The sequence below is a fragment of the Pseudomonas sp. TH43 genome (assembly GCF_016650635.1).
Classification (GTDB): Bacteria; Pseudomonadota; Gammaproteobacteria; order Pseudomonadales; family Pseudomonadaceae; genus Aquipseudomonas.
In genome coordinates this window covers 1,365,440-1,391,460 of sequence record NZ_JAEKFI010000001.1, presented here as the reverse complement: position 1 = coordinate 1,391,460, position 26,021 = coordinate 1,365,440, and the positions used below count along the sequence as shown (strand labels likewise).

At 59.4% G+C, this 26,021-nt stretch carries 22 protein-coding genes; 13 read left to right on the top strand and 9 right to left on the bottom strand.

The features are described 5' to 3' along the window. Positions 1 to 43: 43 nt before the first annotated feature. Together JFT81_RS06185 and JFT81_RS06180 are read right to left on the bottom strand one after the other, a co-directional pair. Positions 44 to 1,096, bottom strand: coding sequence for an ornithine cyclodeaminase (locus JFT81_RS06185; RefSeq protein ID WP_201226528.1), 1,053 nt, complete (start codon positions 1,094 to 1,096; stop codon positions 44 to 46). A 51-nt stretch (positions 1,097 to 1,147) separates the two neighbouring features. Next, entirely contained in the window at positions 1,148 to 2,182 is a 1,035-nt protein-coding gene (locus tag JFT81_RS06180) for a histone deacetylase family protein (RefSeq protein WP_201226527.1), read from the bottom strand. A gap of 119 nt (positions 2,183 to 2,301) precedes the next feature. Here JFT81_RS06180 and JFT81_RS06175 point away from each other — a divergent pair, with 119 nt between their 5' ends. From JFT81_RS06175 to JFT81_RS06165, 3 genes are all read left to right on the top strand, one after another. Further along, positions 2,302 to 2,802 carry an Lrp/AsnC family transcriptional regulator gene (locus JFT81_RS06175; protein WP_201226526.1) on the top strand — a complete coding sequence of 167 codons (501 nt, stop codon included), beginning with the start codon at positions 2,302 to 2,304 and terminating at the stop codon, positions 2,800 to 2,802. Positions 2,803 to 3,243: 441 nt separating this feature from the next. Then, positions 3,244 to 5,178 carry a methyl-accepting chemotaxis protein gene (locus JFT81_RS06170; protein WP_201226525.1) on the top strand — a complete coding sequence of 645 codons (1,935 nt, stop codon included), beginning with the start codon at positions 3,244 to 3,246 and terminating at the stop codon, positions 5,176 to 5,178. 133 nt (positions 5,179 to 5,311) lie between these two features. Next, positions 5,312 to 6,091: an EAL domain-containing protein gene (locus JFT81_RS06165; RefSeq protein ID WP_201204884.1), complete on the top strand. Its 780-nt coding sequence runs from the start codon at positions 5,312 to 5,314 to the stop codon at positions 6,089 to 6,091. Positions 6,092 to 6,097: 6 nt separating this feature from the next. On the opposite strand, the gene pseH is transcribed toward JFT81_RS06165, so the two are convergent. Then, positions 6,098 to 6,649 (bottom strand): UDP-4-amino-4,6-dideoxy-N-acetyl-beta-L-altrosamine N-acetyltransferase, encoded by a 552-nt coding sequence (pseH, locus tag JFT81_RS06160; protein ID WP_201226524.1) that lies wholly within the window; start codon positions 6,647 to 6,649, stop codon positions 6,098 to 6,100. 145 nt (positions 6,650 to 6,794) lie between these two features. Between pseH and JFT81_RS06155 the strand changes: the two genes are divergently transcribed. Then, a complete protein-coding gene (locus JFT81_RS06155; protein WP_201226523.1) occupies positions 6,795 to 7,010 on the top strand; it encodes a hypothetical protein in 216 nt (71 codons plus the stop codon). Positions 7,011 to 7,289: 279 nt separating this feature from the next. Here JFT81_RS06155 and JFT81_RS06150 read toward each other — a convergent pair whose 3' ends face one another. Together JFT81_RS06150 and JFT81_RS06145 are read right to left on the bottom strand one after the other, a co-directional pair. Further along, on the bottom strand, positions 7,290 to 8,075 hold the full coding sequence (locus tag JFT81_RS06150; RefSeq protein ID WP_201226522.1) for a transporter substrate-binding domain-containing protein: 786 nt from the start codon (positions 8,073 to 8,075) through the stop codon (positions 7,290 to 7,292). A 137-nt stretch (positions 8,076 to 8,212) separates the two neighbouring features. After that, positions 8,213 to 8,854 carry an NAD(P)H-dependent oxidoreductase gene (locus JFT81_RS06145; RefSeq protein ID WP_201204876.1) on the bottom strand — a complete coding sequence of 214 codons (642 nt, stop codon included), beginning with the start codon at positions 8,852 to 8,854 and terminating at the stop codon, positions 8,213 to 8,215. A 101-nt stretch (positions 8,855 to 8,955) separates the two neighbouring features. Between JFT81_RS06145 and JFT81_RS06140 the strand changes: the two genes are divergently transcribed. Then, entirely contained in the window at positions 8,956 to 9,810 is an 855-nt protein-coding gene (locus JFT81_RS06140; protein ID WP_201204874.1) for a LysR family transcriptional regulator, read from the top strand. 6 nt (positions 9,811 to 9,816) lie between these two features. Here the strand turns inward: JFT81_RS06140 and JFT81_RS06135 are convergent, their stop codons facing one another. Next, entirely contained in the window at positions 9,817 to 10,287 is a 471-nt protein-coding gene (locus JFT81_RS06135) for a hypothetical protein (protein ID WP_201204872.1), read from the bottom strand. A 165-nt stretch (positions 10,288 to 10,452) separates the two neighbouring features. On the opposite strand from JFT81_RS06135, the gene JFT81_RS06130 reads away from it, so the two are divergent. Next, positions 10,453 to 11,118, top strand: a complete 666-nt coding sequence (locus JFT81_RS06130; RefSeq protein ID WP_201204870.1) for a ribonuclease T2 — start codon at positions 10,453 to 10,455, stop codon at positions 11,116 to 11,118. 372 nt (positions 11,119 to 11,490) lie between these two features. Next, on the top strand, positions 11,491 to 13,062 hold the full coding sequence (locus JFT81_RS06125; RefSeq protein WP_201226521.1) for a GGDEF domain-containing protein: 1,572 nt from the start codon (positions 11,491 to 11,493) through the stop codon (positions 13,060 to 13,062). 142 nt (positions 13,063 to 13,204) lie between these two features. Here the strand turns inward: JFT81_RS06125 and JFT81_RS06120 are convergent, their stop codons facing one another. Then, positions 13,205 to 13,504 (bottom strand): hypothetical protein, encoded by a 300-nt coding sequence (locus JFT81_RS06120; RefSeq protein ID WP_201204866.1) that lies wholly within the window; start codon positions 13,502 to 13,504, stop codon positions 13,205 to 13,207. Positions 13,505 to 13,690: 186 nt separating this feature from the next. On the opposite strand from JFT81_RS06120, the gene JFT81_RS06115 reads away from it, so the two are divergent. Next, positions 13,691 to 14,131: a carboxymuconolactone decarboxylase family protein gene (locus JFT81_RS06115; protein WP_129391721.1), complete on the top strand. Its 441-nt coding sequence runs from the start codon at positions 13,691 to 13,693 to the stop codon at positions 14,129 to 14,131. A 116-nt stretch (positions 14,132 to 14,247) separates the two neighbouring features. Here JFT81_RS06115 and JFT81_RS06110 read toward each other — a convergent pair whose 3' ends face one another. Both JFT81_RS06110 and JFT81_RS06105 read right to left on the bottom strand, forming a co-directional pair. After that, positions 14,248 to 15,840, bottom strand: coding sequence for a DHA2 family efflux MFS transporter permease subunit (locus JFT81_RS06110; RefSeq protein ID WP_201226520.1), 1,593 nt, complete (start codon positions 15,838 to 15,840; stop codon positions 14,248 to 14,250). After that, positions 15,837 to 16,955: an HlyD family secretion protein gene (locus JFT81_RS06105; protein ID WP_201226519.1), complete on the bottom strand. Its 1,119-nt coding sequence runs from the start codon at positions 16,953 to 16,955 to the stop codon at positions 15,837 to 15,839. The genes JFT81_RS06110 and JFT81_RS06105 overlap by 4 nt, the downstream gene beginning before the upstream one ends. Before the next feature lie 421 nt (positions 16,956 to 17,376). Here JFT81_RS06105 and JFT81_RS06100 point away from each other — a divergent pair, with 421 nt between their 5' ends. From JFT81_RS06100 to JFT81_RS06080, 5 genes are all read left to right on the top strand, one after another. Beyond that, a complete protein-coding gene (locus JFT81_RS06100) occupies positions 17,377 to 19,104 on the top strand; it encodes a ShlB/FhaC/HecB family hemolysin secretion/activation protein (RefSeq protein ID WP_201226518.1) in 1,728 nt (575 codons plus the stop codon). A gap of 113 nt (positions 19,105 to 19,217) precedes the next feature. Further along, positions 19,218 to 23,684 (top strand): hemagglutinin repeat-containing protein, encoded by a 4,467-nt coding sequence (locus tag JFT81_RS06095; protein ID WP_201226517.1) that lies wholly within the window; start codon positions 19,218 to 19,220, stop codon positions 23,682 to 23,684. Positions 23,685 to 23,891: 207 nt separating this feature from the next. Then, a complete protein-coding gene (locus JFT81_RS06090; RefSeq protein WP_201226516.1) occupies positions 23,892 to 24,269 on the top strand; it encodes a c-type cytochrome in 378 nt (125 codons plus the stop codon). A gap of 104 nt (positions 24,270 to 24,373) precedes the next feature. Then, the gene (locus JFT81_RS06085; RefSeq protein ID WP_201226515.1) at positions 24,374 to 24,865 is read left to right on the top strand and encodes a sigma-70 family RNA polymerase sigma factor; all 492 of its coding nucleotides are present in this window, start codon (positions 24,374 to 24,376) and stop codon (positions 24,863 to 24,865) included. An 88-nt stretch (positions 24,866 to 24,953) separates the two neighbouring features. Continuing rightward, positions 24,954 to 25,934, top strand: coding sequence for a FecR family protein (locus JFT81_RS06080; protein WP_201226514.1), 981 nt, complete (start codon positions 24,954 to 24,956; stop codon positions 25,932 to 25,934). Positions 25,935 to 26,021 lie beyond the last annotated feature (87 nt).

Genomic DNA, 26,021 nt, shown 5'->3' with positions numbered 1-26,021 from the left:
GAATGGCCCCCTCGCCAAGTGGTTTGGGGGCGGTCATTACTGATTAGCTAACGGTGCGCAGACGCGAGGCTTTGGCTGGTTGCGGATCCAGCAGTTGGAAAAGGTTTTTGATGTTGGCGGGCGTCGGCACCAAGTGAATGTGCTGACCGATTTGCTGTGCCTGAGCCAAGTCGTTGAGGTAGCGCAGTGACGAAAAATCTTCCAGGGCAAAGCCCACCGAATCGAATACCGTCACCTGCGTATCGTTTTCGCGTCCGGCCACTTCACCCAGCACAATCCGGAAAAACTCGACTACCGGAGAATCGGCATTCAATTGCTGAATCTCGCCTTCAATGCGTGTTTGCGGTTCGAATTCGACGATGACCCGGGCGTTGCGCAGGATGTCGGCGTGCAGTTCGGTTTTACCCGGGCAGTCCCCGCCGACCGCATTGATGTGCATGCCGGGCTCGATCATTTCAGGCGTCAGAATCGTTGCGTAGGCTTTGTCGGCGGTGACCGTGGTGACGATATCCGCGCCTTTGACCGCGTCCTTCACGGAGTTGGACAGAATCACTTTGATGTCAGGGAACGCCGCGAGGTTGTGCTTCAACTTGAGTGATGCGTCGCGATCAATATCGAAGATACGGATTTCGCTGATGCCCAACATTTCATGAAACGCGAGCGCCTGGAACTCACTCTGGGCACCGTTACCGATGATTGCCATCGAGCTTGCGCCAGGACGAGCAAGAGATTGCGCAACCAGTGCGGAGGTTGCGGCGGTGCGCACGGCGGTGGTCAAGGTCAGTTCGCTGAGCAGGGTTGGATAACCACTGTCGACATCGGCCAGGAGACCGAACGCCATGACCGTCAGCAAATCCCTGTGGCCGTTGTCCGGGTGACCATTCACGTATTTGAACGAGTATTGCTGGCCGTCGTCGGTGGGCATCAACTCGATCACGCCGTCGGTTGAGTGATTGGCCGTACGCGGCGATTTATCAAACTGCGCCCAGCGTGCGTAGTCCGCTTCGATGTAGCCGGCCATTTCACGGAGGGCGCGGCGGATCCCGACCTGGTTGAACAGGCGTGCAGCATCGTCGACATCAATAAAAAGTGTCATGTTTTTATTCTCCGGTTCTGTCATTCAAAGGCTGTAATGCAAACGGCTGAGTCAGGCGCGTTTGCTCTCGAATCCATGCAGCACGTTGACCGCATTGATCCCGATTTCATCGACCATGTAGCCCCCTTCCATCACAAACAGGGTGGGGCAGCCAACGCTGGCGATCAGCTCACCGATGCCGATGAAGTCATCGCTTTCCAGCAGGAAGTGGCTGATGGGGTCGTCCTTGAACGTGTCGACGCCCAGGGAAATCACCAGTACCTCAGGCGCGAATTGCTGGAGTTTTTTGCAGGCGTGGAGCAGGGCGTTGCGATAGCTCTCCCACGTGGTGTTTTTCGGTAGTGGGTAGTTGAGGTTGTAACCCTCGCCAACACCCGCGCCGACTTCGTGGCTGTAACCCGAGAAGTACGGATAGGACACCGCCGGTTCACCGTGCAGCGACACAAACATGACGTCGCTGCGCTGATAAAAAATGTTCTGGGTGCCGTTGCCATGATGGAAGTCGACGTCCAGTACCGCGACACGTTTGGCGCCTTGGGTGACGGCTTGTTGCGCGGCAATGGCGGCGTTGTTGAGGTAGCAATAACCGCCCATGTATTCCCGCGCGGCGTGATGGCCGGGCGGGCGGCACAGGGCAAAGACGCTGTCGTGGCCTTCATCAATCAGCGCCAGGCCGGTGAGGGCGATGTCGGCGCTGGTTTTCACTGCTTGCCAGGTCGTCGCGGTAATGGGCGAGCCGGCGTCCATGGCATAGAACCCGAGCTTGCCGTCGATGAACGTCGGCACCTCTTCGTTGGCCAGATCGCGCACTGGCCAGACCAGCGGCAAGGCGTCGTGAGTGCGACCGGTTACGCACCATTCGCTCCAGGCACTTTCGAGAAAACTGACGTAGCGCTCGCTGTGCGCGTTGACGTAACACGAGCGGTCAAACGCGCGCGGTTCGACGATTTGCCCAAGGCCGACCTGTTTGACGCGGTTATGCACGGTGTCGGCCCGACTCGGTTGCTCGAACGACGGCTTGATCACTCCGTCTTTCAATTCGGTGCCGTGGTGCAAACGGTGGGAATCACTGAAAACTGTAAACATTCTGCGCATCCGTTAATGTGAGCCAGTGCAAATATTCTGTTCCGGCCGGGCTGCGCTTTCTTTGCTTTGTGTTCGCGGTTTGGTGGATTATTCGGGCGTTTTTACTCAGGAATGGCGTCATGCAGAAAAAAATATCCAAACGCATCAGCCTTGACGAGACCGACCTGGCGATTCTTGAGTTATTGCAGGAGGACGCCAGCATTTCCAACGCCGAACTCAGTGAGCGGCTGTCGTTGAGCCTTACCCCTTGTTGGCGGCGGCGCAAAAGAATGGAGGAGGCGGGAGTCATCAAAGGCTATCAGGCCAACCTTGATCGACGCATGCTCGGGCTGGATATCATGGCGTTCGTGCACATCCGTTTTTCCACGCATGCCGATCACGCGCCGGACGCTTTCGAGGCGGTGATTGCGCAATTGCCGCAGGTGCTGTCCTGTCACAAAATCACCGGTGATGCCGACTATGTGTTGCAAGTGTTGGCGGAAGATCTTGATAGCTACAGTGACTTCATCGAGCAAGTGCTCAGGCGTCAGGTGGGGATTGCGTCCATTCAGTCCAGCCTGGCTTTGCGTGAGGTCAAGACCAGTAGCCGAATTGCGATACCCAAATCGACCAGGGATTGAGCGGCCGGGGGCCGTCATCTACTCAGCAGGACGGGCATTTTCAACGGTATTTTCAGCGTCGTCCTACACCAGTAGCGATGTGCCACAAATCGTGATGGCAATGCGTCATCACGCAGCTCCAAAAGTTCAACGATTGTACAAAAATAAAAAGTTGTACAAGTTTTCGCAAAGTTAATAGCATCCCTCCCAGACACCTCTGCTGAATCGATAAACCCTGCATCCAGATCTCCTTTCTGCGATGTGTTGGCGTTGTCTGTCGATGTTCGCGCCGGGCTCTTACGGACGTGACAACCAGCAGGCGCATTTTGCATTTCCGGGACAGCTGGAGCGTCCCGTAGCACGCCTTGGATGACGACCCCTGAATGTCTGGACGGTGACTGCGGTTGCCGGAGATCTATTTTTTGTGCCTGGCGTTTAGCGTCAGGGCGTTTGAGGCTGAATATGGCAGTTGCATCGAATTTCCTGGGTGACATGAAAGTTTCCCGCAAGCTGGGAACCGGTTTCGGCATTCTTTTGCTGGCTGTTCTGGCGGTAGCCTTCATTGGCTATAACAGTAACAACGTGCTGGTGGATCGCTTGAGCACGACGCGTCTGATCGGCACGCTGAATGACGCTACGCAAAATATGCGTCTGTCCGAGAAACAGTACGAAGCGGCCGCCGATGCAGCTTTCGCCGACGCTTATCGCGTTCAGCTGAATGTTTTGCAGGGCCTTGTGAGCAAAGCGCTCGAAACACTGACGCGCGCTGAAAACCAGCAAGCCTTGAAGGCGTTGCAATCCACGATTGTTGCCTATGATCAGAAGGTAAAGCGGCTGATCGATGCCGATAAGTCGACGACGGATGCCCTGAAACCGCTGGGTGCGCTGTCTGACAAGTACGCGCAGACTTTTGCCGGCATGCTTGAAGGCACCACGAGCAGTGCCTTGGTGTCTGCCGATAGCGAGCGCGTTCGGGAACTGCGCAGCGTGGCCGACTTGCGCTACGGCATGACCACGTTTCGCCTGATGTTGCGTCGTTACATTGCGGTGCCCGACGAGGTGAACAAAAAAGTGCTGTTGGAGACCATCGATACGTTCCTGAGCGATATCACCCAAGCGCGTGCCAGCCTGCCGGCGACTCTGTCGAGTCAGTTGGAAGAAGCGCACGCCGGTATGCGTCGTTATCGCGAAGTATTGGTAGAAGTGACCGGGCTGTTTGAGCAGAAGCAAAGCATGCGCCAGCAGGTCGATCAGGAAAGCAAGGCGATGGACAGCATCATGAACGGCCTGATGGACACCCAGCAGCGCCTGGCGCGTGAAGATCAGCACTCAGCCTTTATCCAGATTGCGCTGTTGACCGTGTTGGCGCTGGTGGTCGGGCTGTTTGCTTCGGTGGTCATTTCGCGCCAGATCACTGCGCCGCTGGCGCTGACGGTTGATCTGGCCCGGCGTATTGCCAAAGGCGATCTGACGGTACAGGCCAAATCAAACCGTAAAGATGAGTTGGGCGATCTGCAAAATGCGATGCAGGACATGGCGCAAAACCTGAACATGCTGGTGCAGGGTATCGGCAATGGCGTGACGCATATTTCCACTTCTGCGGAAAAACTCTCGGCCATGAGCGAGCAGACCAGCGCGGGTGTGCGTCAGCAAAAAAGTGAAGTGGATCAAGTTGCCACGGCGATGCACGAAATGGCCTCGACCGTGCAGGAAGTGGCTCGCAACACCACCGATGCATCCGCTGCCGCGACCTTGGCCGATCAACAGGCTCGTCACGGCAGTGCAGTGGTGAAGCAGGCGACTGTGCAGATCAGTGAATTGTCTGTGGCCATTGAAGAGTTGGGCACTGCGATGAACGTGCTGTCTCAGGACAGTGAGCAGATCGGCAAAGTGATCGACGTGATCAAAGCCGTCGCCGAGCAGACCAATTTGCTCGCGTTGAACGCCGCTATCGAAGCGGCGCGGGCGGGCGAGCAGGGGCGCGGGTTCGCCGTGGTCGCAGATGAAGTGCGTTCGCTGGCTCAGCGCACACAGGACTCGACCAAGGAAATCGAAGCGCTGATCATCACTCTGCAACAACGCACGCAAGCGGCCGCTACGCTGATGGTCTCCAGCCGCGAGCGAACGCTCGATACGGTGGTGCTGGCGCAGAAGGCCGAGTTGGCAATTACCGAGATCAATCAGTCCATCGGGACGATCCAGGAAATGAGCCTGCAGATCTCCGCCGCTGCCGAGCAGCAAAGTGCCGTGGCCGACGAAATCAATCGCAGCATCGTCAGTGTGCGTGATGTGGCCGACCAGTCGGCGGTCGCCAGCGAAGAAAGTGCGACAGCGACGATCGAGCTGGCGTCGCTGGGGCAGGACCTGCAACGAATGACCGCGCATTTTCGCACCTGATCAAGTGAACGATGAGCCTGCGCTGAATTCAAAGTTCCAAGCGCCGAGGATTACCATTCAAGTGGCGTTTGCCGGTAACTCGGTTCAATAATTTACGACCATGGAAGGTTGTAACTCGTTTTCAGGGGGTGTCATGACCGACTTTGCAAAACCATCTGGCGCTCCCCGAGGCTGCCAGGGCTGTAAAGATACCGGCGAACCGGATATGGAATTCGCTTTCGCTTTTCAGCCCATTGTCGACCTGCGCGACCAATCGATCTTTGCCCATGAAGCCCTGGTTCGTGGTGTGAATGGTGAAGGGGCGTTGTCTGTCCTTGAGCGCATAGACGATCAAAACCGTTATCGATTCGATCAACTGTGTCGGGTGCGGGCTATTTCCTCGGCTGCCGAGTTAGGGATGGCCGAGTATCTGTCGATCAACTTTTTGCCGAACGCCGTTTACCGTCCGCAGCTGTGCATTCGCAGCACGCTGGAAGCGGCGCGCGTTCACGGTTTTCCGCTGGATCGGCTGATTTTCGAGGCGGTTGAGGGCGAGCACGTTGAAAGCAATAAGCATTTGATGACGATATTGCGTGAGTACCGGGAGTTTGGTTTCAAGACCGCGATCGACGATTTTGGCGCGGGCTATTCCGGCCTGAATCTGTTGGCGGATTTTCAGCCGGATCTGATCAAACTGGATTTGGCACTGATTCGCGATATTCACCGTGATCGTGTTCGCCAGGTGATCGTGCGAAACGTTGTGACCATGTGCCGAGAACTGGGCGTGGAGGTGATCGCCGAGGGCATCGAAGAGGCGGAGGAAAGAGACTTTCTCGCCGATTGCGGGATTTATCTGATGCAGGGTTTCTGGTTTGCCAAGCCTGCGTTCAAGGCATTGGCTCAGATTCCTTCGGGGGCGTGGCTGAAGGGCTGATCTCCTTCAGCCCGCCGTGATTCGTTCGATAACAGCGGCTAGCGCCGGGCGTCTGCTCTGCCATTCAGGCTTGGTGATGCCCAACAAAACTACATCAATTCGCACGCCATCCTTCACCACGTTCTGGCGCCGGACACCCTCGACCTCAAACCCGAACTTCTGATGCATTTTCACCACTGCCGAATTCATCGACAGCACTTCGCAATTGAGCTTCTCCAACCCGGCGACATCAAACGCGTAATCGAGCATCCAGAACTCGACCACACTGCCCAGGCCTTTGCCCTGTAAGCCAACGTCCAGATAAAACGCCCAATCAGCGGTTTTCTGCAAAACGTTGATCGCATTCAGCGAAACAACCCCAACCGCTTGCTCATCCTTGATCACCACGAACACTTGCTGGCCCGGATTGCCGTGCAGGGACGTCAGCCAATCGGCATGTTCCTGTTCACTGATTTCGTGAGAGGTGTACATGTATTTGCGCACGTCCGGCTGATTGCGCAGGGTGCGCACGTGAGCCTGGATGTCGGGGCTGGCTTCGGTCAGGGGAAGGAATTGCATGGGCTGTCCTGGTCTCGCGGTTTTTCTCAAGCTGAACCCGCGCTGTCGGTCGGTGAAGTTTCATGTTGCCGTTTTGGGCGTGGTACTAGGATGGTGGCATAAGGTCGTGTTGTCTTGCTTTTTCATCCCGAGGGGAGCCGTGCCCATGAGCGCCAATGTCGTCAAAGTGCTGTTGATTGCTGCAGCTGTATCGGTGTTGAGCGCTTGTTCGGGCGCCGGTGGATTGACCACGACGAGTTGTTTTTCGGCTGATTGTCAGTCACCGGACGGGCGCAGTAATGCGACGACGCTGAAGTTTGGCGGGAACAGTATTGGCAATAGCCTCAACCAGTACAGCTCCGGGATGTTGCATGACGATTGACCAGTGACGCATAACCCGTGGCGAGGGGATTTATCCCCGTTGGTCTGCGTAGCAGTCCCATTCTTTTAAAAAGAGCGGGGCTTGCTGTGCAACCCAGCGGAAGCAAGCTCCCTCGCCACAGCTTTAGTGGCGGGCCTAAGGTTAATATCAGGTTGAAGACCCCGACCATTTTCTCGACCACTACACGCCTCTGGAGCAGAGGCGCACCAACGTCGACCCGCAGACTCATCGTCATGTCCGCCGCACCCGACAGCGAGGCCAGCGCAGCGCTGAAAACCCTTACTGCGGCACTGCCAGCCACTCACCTATGACCTTCTGATAGTTGCCGGTGACCTTGCTCAGGTGCAGCCACTGATCGACATACAGTTTCCAGCTGATGTCATCGCGCGGCAGCAGGTAAGCCTTCTCGCCGTACTGCATGTACTGGTGCGGATTCACCGCGCACAACCCCGGTTTGAGTTTCTGCTGGTACAGCGCTTCCGAGGCGTCGGTAATCATCACGTCGGCCTGGTTATCGAGCAGTTGCTGGAAGATTGTCACGTTGTCGTGTAGAGCCAGTTGCGCGTTGGGCAGATAGGCGTGGACGAAGGCTTCGTTGGTGCCGCCGGCCGGTTCCACCAGGCGCACGTTGGGCTGGTTGATCTGTTCGATGGTCTGGTATTTGGCTTGCTCGGCGCAGCGCACCAGCGGGATCTTGCCGTCAGTGTCGAGGGTGTTGCTGAAGTACGCCTTTTTCTGCCGTTCCAGGGTTACCGATATGCCGCCCATGCCAATGTCGCACTTGCCAGCCTGCATGTCCGGCATCAGGGTTTTCCAGGTTGTCTGCACCCATTGCACCTTGACCCCGAGGCTGTCAGCCAGTGAGCGAGCCATGGCGATGTCGATGCCTTCAAAGTCGCCGTCGGCGCGCTTGAAGGTGTAAGGCTTGTAGTCGCCGGTGGTGCAGACGCGCAGTTGACCTCGTTGCTGGATGCTGTCGAGGTGCGAAGTGTTTTCCTCGGCATGAACGGCGGTGGCGAATGCCAGCGCGGTGCAAAGAATCGTCGTGCTTTTTAGAATTGTCATTGCGCTCGGGCTTCTGAAAAGGAAGGTGGCCCAGTGTAGTGAATGGTTTGCGCAGGTGTCATCAGGGCCGTCACCGAACGCCAGGGACGAGTCGCGCTGCACACGGTGTCTCGTCGCTGGCGGGTTGCGCAGCCGCTTTATCCAGCGAGGCGATCGGCCAGTTCCCGCGCCTGTTGTACGGCGCCAAGCCGCGCGTCGCGGTCCATCTCTGCGCCAAGAATGGTCTTCTCGACAATCACCGCGTGCACATCACGGATCCCGATAAATTCCAGCCACGCCTCCACATAGGGTTTCTGAAAGTCGAAACGCTCGGCGGGTGTGGTCGATTGCGCGGAAAAATCCAGGCCACGGGCGTAGGTGACCACGGCAGTCTTGCCTTGCAGCAAACCTTGCGGGCCACGCTCGGGGTCGAAGCTGAAGAGGATGTCTTTCTGCGACACCAGATCGATGAAGTGCTTGAGTTTGTACGGAATGCTGTAATTCCACAGCGGCACCGACAACACCAGCATATCGGCGCGGTGCAGGTGAGCGGCGAGCGCTTCGAGTTCCTCCCAGGCCGATTGTTGGGTCGCTGTCCGGGCAACGCCGCTGAGGCCGGCATACTTGGCGTTCATCGCCTCTTCACCGAATTCCGGCAGGTGCAGGCTCCATAGATCCAGGGTTTCGACGCGTGTCTGCGGGTGGTGTTGTTGATGGCGCTCGATAAAACTCCGAGCGACCTCCCGCGAGGCAGAGCGTTGTTTGCGCGGTGAGCATTCGATGTGCAGAAGGGTGGTCACGTTGAGCCTCGGCAGACGGGGAGAAAGTGCGAGGCATTGCAACATAGCGCGCTACTAACTATAAATCGTAAATAAACCCGCCATTGATCACGTATCTCACTATGTTTGACGCGCAATTACTCAAGACTTTTGTCACCGTCGTCGACGAGGACGGTTTCAGTCGTGCCGCCGAGAAACTCCATCTGACGCAATCGGCGGTCAGCGGGCATTTGCGGCGTCTGGAAGAGCAGGTCGGCAAGCCGCTGCTCAAACGCACGACGCGATCACAACGACTGACGCCGGATGGTGAGCGCCTGATGGCGTATGCGCGGACGATTCTCGCGCTGAACCGCGACGCCTGGGCGCAGCTCACACGTACGCCGTTTCAGGGGCGGGTGCGGATTGGCATTTCCGAGGATTTTGTCGAGGCACGGCTGTTGCGGGTGTTGCAGGAGTGCGCAGCGCAACATCCGGGCATGGAAATCGATGTGCAGGTAAACATCCCCGCAACGTTATTGAACCTGATGAAACAGGGTGATCTGGAGATGGTGCTGGGCTCGCTGTGTGACACCGGTGAGTCGGGGCTGCTGCTCTGGCAGGAACCGCTGGTGTGGGCGTGGGCGGCACAACCGGTCACGCAACTGCCCAACCCCATACCGCTGGCATTGTTCCCCGAGCCGTGTCCTTACCGTGAAGCAGCGTTGACCCGTTTGGCTCAGGCCGGCCTCACGCAGCGTACCGCCATGCTCTGTTCCAGCACGGCCGGGTTGCGCGCGGCAGCCTTGTCGGGGTTTGCCTTGGCACCGATGGCGGCAAGTCAACTGGGTCAGGGTTTGGTTGCGCTGGGTGAAGAGCATGGCTTGCCGGTGTTGCCGGATGCACAGTTTCGTCTATTTTGCGCGGGCCACGCCGACCCGCAGATGATCGACGCGGTATCACGGGCAATCGTCGATTTTTGCTCGGCACGGCGCCAGTAATCGCACCTACAAACCGAGACCTTCCTGCACCGCCTGCAGCAAGTTATTTTCGGTCAACGCGATGGCATCCAGTTGTTGCCCGGTTTCAACGGTCTGCAGCCACCAGTGGCTTTCTTGGTGTTCATCGACAGTTCGCAACAGGTAAGTGTTGCGGTCCGGCAGGGTGATTTGCACCCGTCCGGCGCCATCCTCGGTAAACCGTGCGATGGGATCAAATGTCAGGCTTTGGTTATTCGCCTCGATGACCAATTGGTCGATGGCGTAATCATGCGCTTCGCCATCCGGCGATGTTTCGCAAACGTGGGTCGGATTACGCCGGATTTTCAGGCCAACTTCGGTGACCGGTAGCAGCCACCCTTCGATGCGGTGGTAAAGGGCATACACTTGCGCCGGCCAGCAATCGATCTCCAGCGCCGCGTCCGCATGGGCAGGTTGGGTTTGCTTGAGCTTCGCGGCGAGTTCGTCTGCTTTACTCATTTCGGATCCCTGTATTTGATGTCTGCTTATTAATCGTAGACCTTTCAACGGCGTAGGGCCTTGCCTTGCGTCATGCACTTGCAACACAAGCATGTCCAAATCACCTCTGACCAAGACTGGTCAGGATCGAAAACCACGGACGCAGGCGTCCCAAGGAGCGGGTAGATGAAAAAGCTGTTTACAATTTTGGCAGTGATTGCGCTGACGGTCGGTAGCATCGGTTTGAGTTCGGCGCGGCAATCGCAGTCGAGCAAAGTGCAAGCGGAAGCGGTGGCGGGGGTATTCGATTACTACTTGCTGACGCTGTCGTGGTCGCCGACATTTTGTCTGACCCACAAGGACGATGTGCAGTGTTCCAGCAAGGGCTATGGCTTTGTCCTGCATGGCCTGTGGCCGCAATACGCCGGTGGTGGCTGGCCGGAATCCTGCCCGCCGCTGACTACGCTGTCGGCAGCGGAAACCGCAAAAGGCCTGACGTTGTTCCCGACCAAAAAACTGCTTGATCACGAATGGTCCAAGCACGGCACGTGCAGCGGCCTCGGCGCGATGGGCTATCTGGACGAAGCGGATAAAGCCGTCGCGGCGGTGAAAATCCCTGATGAATTGCAACCGTTCAGCACCTCGTACTACTTCGAGGCGCAGGAGATTGCAGACCTGTTCCGTAAGGCCAATCCGGGAATTCCGGCCAACGGCATTGCAGTGATATGCAGCGGCCCGGAACTGTCGGAAGTGCGCGTGTGCATGGGCAAGGATCTGCAGTTCGGCGCGTGCGGCAAAGGCGTGAAAACCCAGTGCCGGGCGGGCGATATCCGTGTGCCGCCTTCGCGCTGACATGGCCCACAGCCAATCGGCTGAGCACTAAAGGCTGAAAAGACTGAAGACTGAAGACTGAACCTGTGGCAGGGGCGCTTGTCCCTCGCCACAGGGTTTTGGCGGCCTGGCTTGATCACGCTAGCGTTGCTTGCATCTTTGCAGATCTTGCTGAGTCTCGAGTTCGGCAGACTTCGCGTCTGCGCTCGTGCGGTTTATGACTGTTTATACGGCGTTCGAAAATATTTTCTTCAAACAATCATCCAAATTCGCCGCGCGCCGATACAACTTGGCGGGCCGCTGGCGTTTGCCCGGTGCATCTCGGTGAACTACGCTCACAAAAACTAAGGGTTTCGGGCCTTTGCCCTTGTCGTACCTGCTCAGGACACGCTTTTGCCAATCCCCATTCACGATCCGCACCAGGCTCCCGGAGGCTCCCTTAAACGGCTGCCGCTGCGCAAAGCCGCGGCGTTGTTCATCGTCGCGGTGTGTCTGTGCCTGTTTGGTTTGCTGTACCTGCAACTGGAGCAGTCGCGGCGCCAGGATCTGGCGGTGGCGCAGGTGGCATCGAGCAACCTGACGCGGGCGATGGCGCAGCAGGCCGAAGACACGTTTCTGGCGGCGGATCTGGTGCTGACCAGTCTGGTCGACTGGGTCGAGGACGATGGTTACGGCGCCGCACAACGGCCGCGTTTGCAGAAAACCTTCGCCCGTCGAGTGCAGCAACTCGAGCAGTTGCACGGCATGTTCCTGTTCGACAACAAGGGCCAGTGGGTGATTACGTCCTACTCGGACTTGCCTCACGGCAACGGCGTGGCCGACCGCGAATACTTCAAGTTCCATCAGCAGAACGTCTCGACCGTGGCGCACATTGGCCCGGCGATCCGCAGCCGTGAGAACGGCGAGTGGATCATTCCGATCTCGAAACGTATCAACGACCGCGCCGGCAACTTCCAGGGCGTGTTGATGGCCGGGATCAAGATGTCGTATTTCGACCAGTTTTTTAAGAGCTTCAGCCTCGATGACGACGGCATCATGTTCCTCGGTTTGACCGACGGCACGCTGCTGGCGCGTCGCCCGTTCGAAGAAAACCTGATCGGTAGTTCGTTGGCCAATGGCAGGATTTATCGCAAGTTGCTGCCCGAAGCCACGGCCGGCACAGCGATGATCAGTTCGGTGGTCGATGGTGTTACGCGTTTGTATGGCTATCGGCAATTGGCCTCGTATCCGCTGGTGGTGTCCGCTGCAACCTCGCAAAACACCATTCTCAAGGGTTGGTACGCGCGCGCGTTTCAGTCCAGTGTGATCGTTGCGCTGCTGATCCTCGGTGTCGGTCTGTTCGGCTGGGTGTTCATTCATCAGGTGCGCAACGGCGAGCGGATCGAGAAGAACCTGCGCAAGGCACAGCTTGCGCTGGAGCAGATTGCGACGCATGACAGCCTCACGGGCTTGGCGAATCGACGCTTGTTTGAGCGTTCGCTGGAAATTGAGTTTGCCCGGGGCGCGCGGCAGGTCAGCCCGGTCAGTCTGATCATGCTCGATATCGATTTTTTCAAACGCTACAACGATGCCTATGGGCATGTGGCCGGCGATCACTGCCTGACGCAGGTCGCGCAGGTGGTGAAGACGTGTTGCCAGCGCAAGGCTGATCTGGCGGTGCGTTACGGTGGCGAAGAGTTTGCGGTGCTGTTGCCGGACACCGACATCAACGGTGCTTTGGCGATTGCCGGGCAGATTCGCCGCAGCGTGATCGACAAACACATTGCGCACAGTGGCTCGCCGACCGGTTATCTGACGGTGAGTCTGGGTTGTTATTCATTTATTCCGAGCGGCAATGACAGTCTGGAAGTGTTTATCCAGCGGGCCGATGCGGCGTTGTATCAAGCGAAAAATGCCGGGCGTAACCGCGCCGCGGTGTTGTCGATGGACGGTGGCATCGCCGAGCTGCTGCGCTCCGATCGCTGATCAAAACTCAACATAACCCCCTGTAGGAGCGAGCCTGCTCGCGATGGCGTCAGCCCATTCAACACATCAGTGACTGACACTGCGCAATCGCGAGCAAACTCACTCCTACAGGAAGGCATTACCACGGATGACTCTTATTCGTTCAGCCACCCGTGCCACCGCCTGCACCGCCAGTGCCACCGCCGGCCGAACCGGTGCCGCCACCCGCCCCCGAACCTGAGCCGCTGGCGCCGCCATTGGTGCCAGTGCCGGAACCGGCGCCGTCGGAACTGTTACCACCCGATGGTGCACCGGGGGTGTTGTCCGGCGGCATGGTCGAGCCGCTGGTTGCGCCGGATTTGGTGCCGGTCGCATCAGCGCCGTCATTGGCGGCGAAGCTGGCGGCCGATGCCGTAGCCAGCAGGCCGGCGAGCAATATCGAGGTGAGTTTGCGCGTCATCATGGTACGTCTCCAGAAAGGGGATTTACCTGATATTGGTCTGACGCGCAGAACCCTTGGTGCCGGTCGGCTGACGAGCGGTCGCGGGTGTTCGCGAGTGGCCTCCTGATCTTCGGCAATATTGGCTATTTGATGAACCCGAGGTGAGGACTAACGTAGTCACACATTCACTCGCCCCGGAAACCCACCATGAAAGCTCGTACCGATTTCTACACCGCTTCCCCTGACGCTCTGAAAGCCATGATCGCGCTGGAAACGGCGGTCTCCAAACTGCCGCTGGAAAAGACTTTGGTTGAGCTGGTCAAACTGCGCGCTTCGCAAATCAACGGCTGTGCGTTCTGCATCGACATGCACACCGCCGACGCAATCAAGGGCGGCGAGACGCCACGCCGCCTGTTCGCCGTGACGGCATGGCGCGAAGCACCGTTTTTCAGCGACCGTGAACGCGCCGCATTGCTGTGGACCGAGTCCCTGACCCAACTGAGCCTGACCCACGCCCCGGACGAAGACTACGAAGTTGTCGCCGCGCAGTTCAGCCCCAAGGAAATGGTCGACCTGACCGTCGCCATCAGCACCATCAACAGCTGGAACCGCCTGGCCGTCGGCTTCCGCAAAACCCCACAGGCCTGACCCACCCCTGTAGATAGCTGCCGGAGGCTGCGATCTGTTGATCTGGCTTGCTAAAACCCAAGATCAAAAGATCGCAGCCTCGTTGCACTCGACAGCGCCTACGAGAGTCACAAGCGTCAATGGGCGTCAGCACTCGGCCCTGGCGGTGGTTGCACCTTGCGCATCAAGGGCACCATCGCCGTGGCGATGACGAAGCACACCATGATCATCAGAAACGTATCGCCGTAAGTCTGGGTTTGCGCCTCGCGATAGGTCAGCAACCACAGCTGATGCAGACCGGCGGTGACGCCGACATCGCCGCTCTGGCCCAGCGCGGCGAGGTTGCCGCCGACCTGCTCCAGCCACTGATTCATCGCCTCATTGCTGCTGTTCAAATGCTCGGCCAATCGCGTGAAGTGCAGGTTGGTGCGGTCATTGAGAATGGTGGCGCACGCAGCAATGCCAATCGCCCCACCGAGGTTACGCATCAGGTTGAACAGCCCCGATGCATGCTTGAGCCGCGCCGGTGCGAGCCCACCCAGGGTCAACGTCACGGCCGGCGGTACGGCCAGTTGCTGAGCAATCCCACGCAGCGCTTGCGGTAGCATTAATTGCCCCGCGCCCCAGTCGTGGGTGATCGGGCTGAACTCCCACATCGACACCGCGAACAAGCCCAGCCCGACCATCATGATCCAGCGCAAATCGATGCGATTGGCCAGAAAGGCGTACAGCGGAATCGCCATGATCTGGAACACCCCGGTGGAGAAAACCGCCAGGCCAATGTCCAGCGCGCTGTAACCGCGCACCCGGCCGAGAAACAGCGGCGTCAGGTAAATCGTTGCGAACAGGCCGATGCCGGTGACAAACGAGAAGAAGCAGCCGAGGGCAAAATTGCGGTCCTTCAATGCGCGCAAATCCACAATCGGATTGGCCACGGACAATGTCCGGCCAATAAACGCCAGACCTGCCAGGCCACTGATCCACGCAGTGGTGAGGATCGTGCTGTCGCTGAACCAGTTCCAGCGCGGGCCTTCTTCGAGGGTGTATTCGAGGCAGCCGAGAAACAGCGCGAGAAACACCATACTCAGATAGTCCGCGCCCTTGAGCAGCGACAGCTCCGGCTGGTCGATCTTCACTAACATCGGCACCGCCACGGCGACGAAAATCCCCGGCACCAGATTGATGTAGAACAGCCAGTGCCACGACGATACATCGGTGATCCAGCCGCCGATCACCGGGCCCATGGTCGGCGCCAGTGACGCGACCGCACCGATGGTCGCCGCCGCGATCACCCGTTGTTTGCCGGTAAAGAAAAAGAACGCCGTGGTGAATACCAGCGGAATCATCGAGCCGCCGAGAAAACCTTGCAGTGCGCGAAAAGCGATCATGCTCTGGATGTTCCAGGCAATGCCGCAGAGCAGGCTCGCAAGGGTAAAACCGACCGCCGAGGCGCAGAACAACCAACGCGTCGAAAACACTCGCGACAGCCAGCCCGACAGCGGAATCACGATGATTTCGGCGATCAGGTAACTGGTCTGTACCCACGCGGTTTCGTCGGTGCCGGCAGACAATCCACCGCCGATGTCGCGCAACGACGCGGAGACGATCTGAATGTCGAGCAGGGCGATGAACATGCCGATGCACATGGTCGCAAAGGCGAACACCTTGGTCGCGGTCGCCATGTCCGCCGCGTTGAACGGTTGCGCAGGGGCGGTGAGGGTGGCGCTCATGGCGCGACAGCCACGGCGCTGGTTTCAGGCTGGGCGCGGGTGTCGACTTCAGCGGTCACCGACAGCCCTGGGCGCAAGTGACCGAGCACGCCATCGGCCGGATCGAGGAGGATGCGCACCGGTACACGCTGAACGATTTTGGTGAAGTTGCCGGTGGCGTTTTCTGGCGGCAGCACGCTGAATTGCGAGCCGGTGGCCGGGGCCAGGCTGTCGAGACGACCGTGGAATTCCTGCCCGGACAGCACGTCGGCGCGGATGCTCACGCGTTGCCCGGGTTTCATCCGCGCCAGTTGGTCTTCCTTGAAGTTGGCATCGACCCACAAGCCGCTGGCCGGCACCACAGAGAGTTGCTGCGAACCCGCCTGCGCATAGGCGCCGACCCGTGCGCGGCGGTTGCCGATCACGCCGTCGACCGGGGCGCGCAGTTCGGTATAGCCGAGATTCAACTGCGCCAGGTCTCGCTCGGCGCGGGCTTGCTGGAGGGCGGCGCGGGCCTGTTGTTTCTGTGTATCTATCACTGCCAGTTGGCGTTGCGCGGCCAGCAGTTCGGCCTGAGCGCGGGCGCTCAGCGCTTGCGCGGTTTTAAACGTGGCGTCGGCACGTTGCGCGCTTTCGACTGACACGGCATTGGTCGTCACCAAGCGTTTGTAGCGAGCATTGTCATCGCGCGAGCGAGAGGTTTCGGCACCCGCCGCATCAATACCGGCACGGGCCTGACCGATCACGGCTTGCTGCAATTGTTGTGTGGCGTCGAGGTTGGCCAGCAGCGCTTCTTCGGCCGCGACCGCACCTTCAGCCTTGGCCAGATTGGCGCGATAGTCACGAGCGTCGAGGCGAATCAGCACATCTCCGGCCTTCACCGACTGGTTGTCGCTGACCAGCACTTCGTCGATGTAACCGGCGACTTTCGGTTCGATCACCGTGACGTCGCCGCCGATGTAGGCATCGTCGGTTTCTTCGAGAAAACGCCCGGTGCCCCACCAATGCACGGCGTACACAGCGGCGAAGATCAACGCGATCAAAACGGCGGCGGCAATCAGCAGGCGTTTAAGCAGGGGAGGTCGGGTCTTGGCCGCAACAGCGAGATCGGGTTCGAGGGTGGGCATGCTGGTCATGGCGTAATACCTGCGGAAACGAGTCGTTATTACGGACGTAATATGACGCAGGTAATATTTGCTGGCAATTTATTTATATCGCCGGTCGTCAGTTGCTTGCTTGAGCCGCTGCAGCGGCACGATTCGCGCGCAGGGCTCAGGTTTTGGAGCATGGTGCAACAAGCGTTTGTTGCCGGCAGGGTTGCGCCAATGCAGCTTATTTGGCGCGGGATTGATGCTCGCCGGTGGGTCTCGGGCCCTCGGGGAAACCCTGATAGGGTGCAGCGCCGTGGCCTTGTTGCGGGCAATAAAGCCTGTGAAAGCAATTGTTTAAGAAATGTAAGCACTGTAGGAAGCGTCTTGCATTTGTGTAGGAGGGCTCCGACTATCACGATTATTGATGACATGGCATTACGCCATTTGATGATCGCAAGGAAGTTGCGTGCCGTATCCGTTTCGCGTTGTTTTTCGTCGTCGTTTCACGCGTTGCCCGCTGTTGGCGGCCTTTGTGTTGAGTGTGTGTGCCTCCTCGATTGAAGCTGCCGAACCTTCTGCGCCGGGTCAGGAGGTGCTGCGCCAGCAACAACAACAGCAGCGCGATCTGCAAGAGCTGCAACTGGAACAGCGCCGCCGGCAACTGGAGCGCGGCGCGTTCGGTGCGGCGCCCGTCACTCCGGCGACCCCGGCCACCGTTGCCGCCGATGAGCGTTGCTGGCCATTGAGCGGTACGCGCATCGGCGGCGTCACCTTGATCGACAGCGACAAACTCAACGCGCGAATCAAACCGCTGCTGGCGCCGTGCATGGGCGTCGGCCAGATCAATCATCTGCTGGCGACCATCACCGCGATCTACGTCGAGCAGGGCTACATTGCCAGCCGGCCGTACCTGGTCAGCGCCCCGGCGGCGGGGCAGTCGCTGGATATTCGGGTGGACGAAGGCTACATCGAGTCCATCGAACTGGCCGATCAGAGCCTGCCAGTGTCCCTTGGCGGGGCGTTCCCCAACATGCTCGGTGAACCGCTGAACCTGCGCGATCTGGAGCAGGGCCTCGATCAGTTGAACCGCTTGCGCTCGGTCGATCTCACCGCCGACATCGCTCCCGGCAGCCAACCCGGCGCCTCGCGAATCATCCTGCGCAGTCGTGGTGCTACGCCGTCGCGCTGGGCCCTGAACGCGGGTTTCGATAACCTCGGCAGCGCCAGCACCGGCCGTGATCGCGACACCGTCAGCCTGAGCCTCGACAGCCCGTTGCAACTCAATGACCTGCTGAGCGTCAGCGCCAGTGACACGCTCAATCAGGGCGATCGCTACAGCCGCAACGCCAGCCTGTATTACGCGATCCCCTACGGTTACTGGACCTATAGCGTATTCGCCAGCCATGCCGAATACCGCGCACCGTTCAAGTTGCCGAGCATTACCTTTCACAGCGCCGGCATCACCGACCAGCTCAGCCTGCGCGCCGACCGCGTGTTGTGGCGCGACCAGAGCCGCCAGCTCAGCGCCAACCTGCAATTGGCACACAAGGACGTCGACAGCTATCTGGAAAATGTTCGGCTGGGCATTCAGAGCCCGACCCTGACCGTGGCCGAGGCCGGGCTCAATCTGTTCTGGCTCGACCGCGCGGTGTGGAACCTGGACATCAATTACGCTCAAGGCCTGCGTTGGTTCGGTGCCGACGATGATTCGCAACAGTCGATCAACAACTTGCCCAAGGCACAGTTCCGCAAGTACCGCGCCGGCCTCAGTCAGTGGCGCAACGGCCAGTTCGGTGCGCAGACCTGGCAGTGGCAGAGCCAACTCAATCTGCAATACAGCCCCGACCCGTTGCCGGCCATCGAACAATTGCTTGGCACCGACGATTCGGCGGTACGCGGCTATCGGGTCAGCAGCGCCTCGGGCGCCAGCGGAGCGATCTGGCGCAACACCTTGCGCTTGCCGCTGCGCAGTGATTGGCCGGTACAGATCACCCCGCGTGTGGGCCTCGACCATGGCTGGATCAAGGCTGATCACGGCGCTCAGGGCCAACGCCTGAGTGGTGCCAGTCTCGGCCTCAATCTGGGCTGGAAGAACCTGCAAGTCGACGTCGATTACCAGCGCGCCCTCAACACCCCGAACGGCTTGCAGCACGAGCCAGAAACCTGGCTGATGCGTGTCGGGGTGCAGATATGAGCGCTACCTGAACCTTTAACGCAGTGAACAAACAGCCGTCGGATCTGAGCGCGTCAGCCACGGCCAAGACTAAAACGCGCGACGTGATGCCGTACTCACATGGAGACGTTTTTATGCCAGCACACACCTTTGCATTTCATCTTTCCCCACGGGGCAAATTGCGCTGGGCGATTGCCAGCCTGTTCTTCGCCGTGCACCTGCCGAGCGCGATGGCCGGCGGTGTCATCGTCGCACCGGGCCCCGGTGGCACCGCGCAATTGCAAACCCAGGGCGGTGTGCCCATCGTCAACATCGTCGCGCCCAACGGTTCGGGCCTGTCGCACAACCAGTTTCTCGATTACAACGTCGACCGTCAGGGCCTGGTGCTGAACAACGCCTTGCAGACCGGGCAATCGCAGCTTGCCGGGCAACTGGCGGCCAACCCGCAGCTGCAGGGTCAAGCCGCGAGCGTGATCCTCAACGAAGTGATCAGCCGCAACCCTTCGGCCATCAATGGTGCGCAGGAAATCTTCGGTCGCGCCGCCGATTACGTGCTGGCCAACCCCAACGGTATTTCGGTCAACGGCGGCAGTTTCATCAACACGCCGAACGCCAACCTGGTGGTCGGTCGTCCGGAATTGATCGACGGCAAACTGCAAGGTCTGAACACCCGCGACGCCAGCGGCCAGTTGCAGATTCAGAGCGGCGGCCTGCGCAATGCGGAGGGCTCGATCAACCTGATCGCCCCGCGTATCGACAGCCAGGGCGCGATCAGCGCTCGTGATCAATTGAACCTCACCGTCGGCCGCAATCAGCTCGACTACGCCAGCGGTCAGGTGAAAAACGTGGACCCGGCCGGCAATACTGCCGATCAACGCATCGACGCCAGTCTGTTCGGCGCAATGCAGGCCGGGCGCATCAACATTGTCAGTACCGCCGAAGGCGCTGGTGTGCGCGTCGGTGCAGTGCAGGTCGCCGGGCGTGACGGCGTGCAGATTCGTTCTGCCGGTGACCTCAGTGTCAGCGGTGAGGCCGTGGCCAACAGTCTCGACGTCACCCGCGCGGGCATCCGCAGCAGCCAGGGCGATGTCGGCCTGCACAGCGGCAAGGATCTGACCCTGGCCGCCACCGATGTCAGCGGTCGCGACGTTACGGTCGACGCCAAACGCAATCTGACCTTGTCCACGGTCGAGAGCCGCAAGCTTCAGGAAAAGCGCGAGAACTGGAACAACAGCACCATCGGCATCACTTGGGAAACCTACGATCGCACCCAGACTGACAGCGAATCGCGCCAGCACGGCAGCCAGATCGTCGCCAGCCGCGATGTGAAATTGTCTTCCGGCAAAGACACTGAACTGCAAGCTGCCAAGGTCGAAGCCGCGAAGCATCTCAGCGTGCAAAGCGGCGGTGATCTGCGCCTGACCGCCGCCACTGAAAGCCATACCCAGACCGATCAGGGCAACCACCGTAAACACCTGTGGAAAGCTGACTGGAACAGCAGCAGCGAAGAACAGCGCAGCGTCACCAGCCAGTTGAAGGCCGGCAACATCGCCCTGCAAACCGCTGGACTGCTGCGCTCCGAAGGCGCCGAGTTGAGCAGCTCGGGCGACGTCCAACTGGCCGGCAAACAGGTGGAAATCACCACGGCGACGCGGACCAACCGCAGCAGCGACAACCGCTACTCCGGTGACCTGGTCGGCGGTGGTTTCTTCGGCAAGACCGGCGATGCCGACAAGGGCCAGACCCAGCATCAGGGCAGCAAAATCAACGCCGCCGGCAAACTTATCGTCAAGGCTGACGAGGTGCGCATCAGTGGCAGCCAGGTGCGCGGCGGTACTGAGGCAAGCGTGATCAGCGACAAGGGTTCGCTGGTGATCGACGGCGTGCAGGACACGACTCACAGCAACACTCACGACAAGGACAGCAAGTTCTTCGGCATCACCAAGGACGAGTCACGCCAGAACAGCAAGGACAGCACCACGGTGCGCAGCGAGCTGGTGTCGGACAGCAACCTCAAGCTCAAGAGCGCCAGGGACATTGACGTCGCCGGCGCCACGGTCAAGGCTGGCGGTGCGCTGACGGCCGATGCGGCGGGTGATGTGAACGTGCATTCGGCGCAGAACACTCACGACAGCAGCTCCACCAATGAAACGCGTGGCTTCGATGCCTACGCCAAAGAGCAAACGCCAGAGCAATATCGCGCCGGTGTTCACTACGAAGACAAACAGCAAACCGTCACCAGCAACGACGTCACCCAGCAAGGCTCCAGCCTCAGCGGCGCCAGCGTTCAGGTGAAGGCGGGCGGCGACGTGACCCTCAAAGGCGCGCAAGTGGAATCCACCGCGGGCGACACGACGTTGAGCGGCAAGAACGTTGCGCTGCTGGCCGAAGAGGACAGCCATAAAACCTCCACCGACAAGAGCAGCACCGGCGGCGGTTTCTATTACACCGGCGGCCTCGACCGCGCTGGCAGTGGCGTCGATTTCGCCCACAGCACCTCGCAGGACACCACCAGCAAAACCACCGCGCAAACCACTCGCGTGCAGAGCAGCGGCGGCCTCAACCTCAATGCCGACAAACTCGTCACTGAGGGCGCGCAACTGAAGTCCGGCAACGGTCTGAATGTGCTCGCCAACGAAGTCGACAACCGTGCGGCCAGCAACACCGACAGCAGCACTCACACCGAGAGCAACTGGTCGGCGGACATCGGCGCCAACGTCGAGTACAAGGACATCGCCCGGCCAATCGCCGGTGCGGTTAAAGATGTATTGAACGGCAAGGTGCCGGACAAGGAGGCGCTGAGCAATCTCGGTCAGCCGAACGTCGGTATCGACGTGGCGATCGGGCATGGCAGCGCCAGTAAATCCGAGCAAGCCAGCAACGCCGTGGTCAGCCGTTATGACGGCGCAACTGTCGATGTGAAAACCACTGGCACGCTGCACGACCAAGGCACCCAGTACAGTGCTGGCGCCGGCAAGGTCAACATCAGCGCCGACAAACTGATCGCTGATGCCGCGAGCAACACCCACAGCAACTCCGATAACGCGGTAGACGCCAAGGTCGATGTGCGCGTCTACACCAAAACCGGTGAAGACGTGAACGTCGCCGGCAGCGGCGCGGGTGGCAGCAGCACGTCCGCGAAGGACAGCTCCACCGCCGTAGTCGGCGGTTATGCCGGCAGCCAGGGCGTGAACATCAAAGCGGCTGGTGATGCGCAGTTCGAAGGCAGCCGTTTCGATGGCGGGCAGGGCGGTGTGAGCATCAAGACTGGCGGTGATCTGGCGCTGAATCAGGCCAACGACCGTCAGAACAGCAACGACAGCAGCCTGCGCGGCAATGGCTCGCTGACGGTCGGCACCTTGCCGGGCAACGACGGCACCAACGTCGATCTCGGCGCAGGGTTCCAACTCGATCACACCGGCAAACAAACCACTGACACGCAAGCTCGCGTGGCGAGCATCAGCGGCAACGGCCCAGTGCAACTGAGCAGTGGCGGCGATCAGGTCCAGCAAGGCACCAGGGTTAACGCGGGCGCCATTGACCTGCACGCCGACGGCAAACTCGATCTGCAAGCGGCCACCGACACCCACACCGCGACCGGCAGTAATCTCGGCGGCGGCTTGAAGGGCGGCGGCAGCAAGACCAGCAGCGAGAAGAGCCGTGATCAGGGCGGTAATCTGAGCGGGAACTTCAACATCGGTCGGGTTAACGAGCACTCGCAAACCCTGAGCGGTGGCCAACTCAACGCTCAGAGTGGTGTTGCGTTGAGCGGCGAATCGGTGCATCTGCAAGGCACCCAGGTCAGCGCGCCTGACGTCAGAATCGATACGCAGAAGGGCGGTTATGTGCAGGAGTCGGCGCAGTCCACCGACAACCGTAATAACTGGAATGTCGCGCTGAATGCGGGTGGCAACCTGAGCAGCAAAACCCCAACGGCGACCGATGAAAAAGCCAGCAGCGATCACGGCTTCAATGCCGGGGCCAAGGTTGGTGTGGATTACTTGCAAGGCACCGCACAGCAGAACAGCCAGATCAAGGCTGACACTGTGGTGTTGAACAGTGCTGGTGATGCGCAGTTGGGCGGCGCGCGGATCGATGCGCAATCGGTCAGTGGCAAGGTTGCGGGTGACCTGACTGTCGAAAGCCGTCAGAACTCGCAGACGCATGCCAAGGTCGATGTCGATCTGGGCCTGACGGCGAAAAAGAATCCACCCAGCGACAAGGAAAAACTCGCCGGCACCGACTACAAACCGACGCTCAAGGCACTGGGTGAATATGCGCACAAGGACAGCGTTGCCCAGGCGTCCGGGATCAGCGGCAGCCAAGGCGTGAACCTGGCTGTTGGCGGTGCTACGCAACTGACCGGAGCACGGATTTCGGCGACGCAAGGGAACGTGGATCTCGATGGTTCGAAGGTCAGCAGTACTGATCTGAGTAACCGTGACTACGGCGTGAAAGCGGGCCTTGATCTGCCGCACAAAACCGAGGAAAACGCACCGAAGGTTTCCCTGGAAAACGGCAACCTGAAAGTCGGCCCGGTCACCCTGAGCGGGCATCTGGACACCCAGACCCTGCAAGCCGGGATCGACGAGAAAGGCTGATCCAATGGCCAGTGATGGATGCACTTGAACCCGCATCCACCAAAAAAACCTGTGGGAGCGAGCCTGCTCGCGAAAGCGTCCTGTCAGTCAATGCATTAAGTGACTGATGTAGCGCCTTCGCGAGCAGGCTCGCTCCCACCTTGTTTTGCGCCAGGCGATAAATCTCGCGCATCATGCGCGACCTTAAAGACGCCAGGGAGGCAAACAATGAAAACGGCATTCGTCGCGGTACTCGCGACTTTGTTGATCGCCCAACCATCCGTGTCCTTCGCGGATAACAGCAACGGCAAAAACCTCTATTCGCAGCGCTGCGCTGTGTGCCACGGCGCAGATATAAAAGGCACCGGACCTCTGGCGCACAAAAGCACCCCGCCAACACCTGATCTGACAACGTCCGCGTTCAAGAAACGATTGAGTGAATATCCAGGCGTCATTGTGTCGTCGATCATACTTCGCCCGAACGGAAACCTGATTCCCAAAACGTTGCGGGAGAACGGAGTAAAGATACCGCCGCACGCTTGGAGCATTAAGGATCTGCGCGATCTGCATGAATACATGAGTGGTGTGATTTCAATCAAACGATGAGCTTGAGTGGCTATCGGAATGTTCGGACGAGGAATCCATTGCTTCGCCTTAATACGAAGCATTACTATTCACGCCCCTTACCTCAGCGCACCGCCCATACTCCCATGCGTCCCCGCAGACCCGGCTTTTTCGAGCATTACGAAGAGTTGATCGGCACCTGGACTCGCCGTCTGCGCAATCGCGCGCAGGCCGAGGATCTGGCGCACGACACCTTTGTGCGGGTGCTTGAATCCGATTCGGCGGCGGTGCAGCAGCCACGGGCGTATTTACACCAGACCGCGCGCAATATCGCGGTCGACGGTTATCGGCGTGAGGATCGGCGTGGCGCCATGGAGTCGGAGGCGATCGATCACAGTGAGTCGTCGTCCGGCGACCCGGAGCATTACATGCATGCGATCCAGCTGGCCGACTCCATCGAACGTGCGCTCAGCGAGCTGCCGGTCAACTGCCGGAAGATCTTTGTCTGGCAGAAGATCGAAGGCCTGACCCAGGCGGAAATCGCCGATCGCCTGGGGCTGTCCAAGAACATGGTCGAAAAGTATATGATCCGCACCCTGCGGCATCTGCGTGATCGACTGGATGGGTTGCAGTCGTGATGGGGTGTGATGTTGAAAAGATCGCAGCCTTCGGCAGCTCCTACGGGGGGTTGTGTGTCTTTATATTCCCGGCCGGACAGGACATTCCATGATGGATACTCGTGATTGCGCGTGCGGGCAAACAACGGTGCGCGATGACGCGGCGCGCTGGTTTGTGCGTTTGCAGGAGCCGGCCGTGAGTGCCGATGAACAGCAGCGCTTCGACGCCTGGCTGAATGAACATCCGCAGCACCGTGACGAGTTTCAGCTGCTGCAAGGGTTGTGGACGGCGGCGGATCTGTTGCCGGCGCCACGTCTGAAAGCCCTTGTCGAAACGCCGCCGAGTCGTCAGCGTCGACCCTTTGTGCGTTATGCCGTCGCTGCCAGTGTATTGGCGGTAGCGCTGGGGCTCGGCTTGTTCAGCGGTTTGAATCATCCCGCAGGCTACAGCGCCGAGTTCGCCACCGCGTTGGGCGAGCGCAAACACGTGGCGTTGCCGGACGGTTCGGTGATCGATATGAACAGCCGTAGCCGCTTGCAGGTGCGGTATGAAAGTGGTCGTCGACTGATCGAACTGAGCGAAGGCGAGGCAATGTTCAGCGTCGAGCACGACACGTCTCGCCCGTTCGTGGTCGAGGCCGGCAGCGGCAAAGTCACGGTCACCGGCACGCGTTTCGACGTACGTCGCGATGTCACGCAAACTCGCGTGGCGGTGGAGCAGGGCACGGTGAAAGTGCAGGGGCATGATGCGCCGGACAATGAATTCATCAGTCTGACTGCCGGCCTCGGCACCCATATCGATGCTCAAGGCCAAGTCGCGGCAGCCTACGCGGTCAATCCTGCGGAACTGACCGCGTGGCGCGGCGGCAAACTGGTGTTCAACAACGCCAGCCTCAGCGAAGTGGCTGCTGAAGTGTCGCGTTATCGCGAGAAACCGCTGACCGTCGCCAACCCGGCCGTGGCCAATCTGCGCCTGACCAGTGTGTTCAAATCCGACAACACCGAGGCCTTGCTCAAAGCCTTGCCGAGCATCCTGCCGGTGGCCGTTCGTACCCTCGCGGATGGCAGTCAGGAAATAATTTCAAAATAAAATTCAGGTTTTTTTCGAGTTCATCGTCTTCCTGTTCAACTGCAACTGGTTTGCATTAACAGCCGCACACTCTTGCGATCCACAGGA

What these genes read in the sequence shown, in the direction of transcription:
- JFT81_RS06185 (WP_201226528.1), bottom strand. Translation starts at nt 1,096, where the DNA reads ATGACACTTTTTATTGATGTCGACGATGCTGCACGCCTGTTCAACCAG.
- JFT81_RS06180 (WP_201226527.1), bottom strand. Translation starts at nt 2,182, where the DNA reads ATGTTTACAGTTTTCAGTGATTCCCACCGTTTGCACCACGGCACCGAA.
- JFT81_RS06175 (WP_201226526.1), top strand. Translation starts at nt 2,302, where the DNA reads ATGCAGAAAAAAATATCCAAACGCATCAGCCTTGACGAGACCGACCTG.
- JFT81_RS06170 (WP_201226525.1), top strand. Translation starts at nt 3,244, where the DNA reads ATGGCAGTTGCATCGAATTTCCTGGGTGACATGAAAGTTTCCCGCAAG.
- JFT81_RS06165 (WP_201204884.1), top strand. Translation starts at nt 5,312, where the DNA reads ATGACCGACTTTGCAAAACCATCTGGCGCTCCCCGAGGCTGCCAGGGC.
- pseH (WP_201226524.1), bottom strand. Translation starts at nt 6,649, where the DNA reads ATGCAATTCCTTCCCCTGACCGAAGCCAGCCCCGACATCCAGGCTCAC.
- JFT81_RS06155 (WP_201226523.1), top strand. Translation starts at nt 6,795, where the DNA reads ATGAGCGCCAATGTCGTCAAAGTGCTGTTGATTGCTGCAGCTGTATCG.
- JFT81_RS06150 (WP_201226522.1), bottom strand. Translation starts at nt 8,075, where the DNA reads ATGACAATTCTAAAAAGCACGACGATTCTTTGCACCGCGCTGGCATTC.
- JFT81_RS06140 (WP_201204874.1), top strand. Translation starts at nt 8,956, where the DNA reads ATGTTTGACGCGCAATTACTCAAGACTTTTGTCACCGTCGTCGACGAG.
- JFT81_RS06135 (WP_201204872.1), bottom strand. Translation starts at nt 10,287, where the DNA reads ATGAGTAAAGCAGACGAACTCGCCGCGAAGCTCAAGCAAACCCAACCT.
- JFT81_RS06130 (WP_201204870.1), top strand. Translation starts at nt 10,453, where the DNA reads ATGAAAAAGCTGTTTACAATTTTGGCAGTGATTGCGCTGACGGTCGGT.
- JFT81_RS06120 (WP_201204866.1), bottom strand. Translation starts at nt 13,504, where the DNA reads ATGATGACGCGCAAACTCACCTCGATATTGCTCGCCGGCCTGCTGGCT.
- JFT81_RS06115 (WP_129391721.1), top strand. Translation starts at nt 13,691, where the DNA reads ATGAAAGCTCGTACCGATTTCTACACCGCTTCCCCTGACGCTCTGAAA.
- JFT81_RS06110 (WP_201226520.1), bottom strand. Translation starts at nt 15,840, where the DNA reads ATGAGCGCCACCCTCACCGCCCCTGCGCAACCGTTCAACGCGGCGGAC.
- JFT81_RS06105 (WP_201226519.1), bottom strand. Translation starts at nt 16,955, where the DNA reads ATGACCAGCATGCCCACCCTCGAACCCGATCTCGCTGTTGCGGCCAAG.
- JFT81_RS06095 (WP_201226517.1), top strand. Translation starts at nt 19,218, where the DNA reads ATGCCAGCACACACCTTTGCATTTCATCTTTCCCCACGGGGCAAATTG.
- JFT81_RS06090 (WP_201226516.1), top strand. Translation starts at nt 23,892, where the DNA reads ATGAAAACGGCATTCGTCGCGGTACTCGCGACTTTGTTGATCGCCCAA.
- JFT81_RS06085 (WP_201226515.1), top strand. Translation starts at nt 24,374, where the DNA reads ATGCGTCCCCGCAGACCCGGCTTTTTCGAGCATTACGAAGAGTTGATC.
- JFT81_RS06080 (WP_201226514.1), top strand. Translation starts at nt 24,954, where the DNA reads ATGATGGATACTCGTGATTGCGCGTGCGGGCAAACAACGGTGCGCGAT.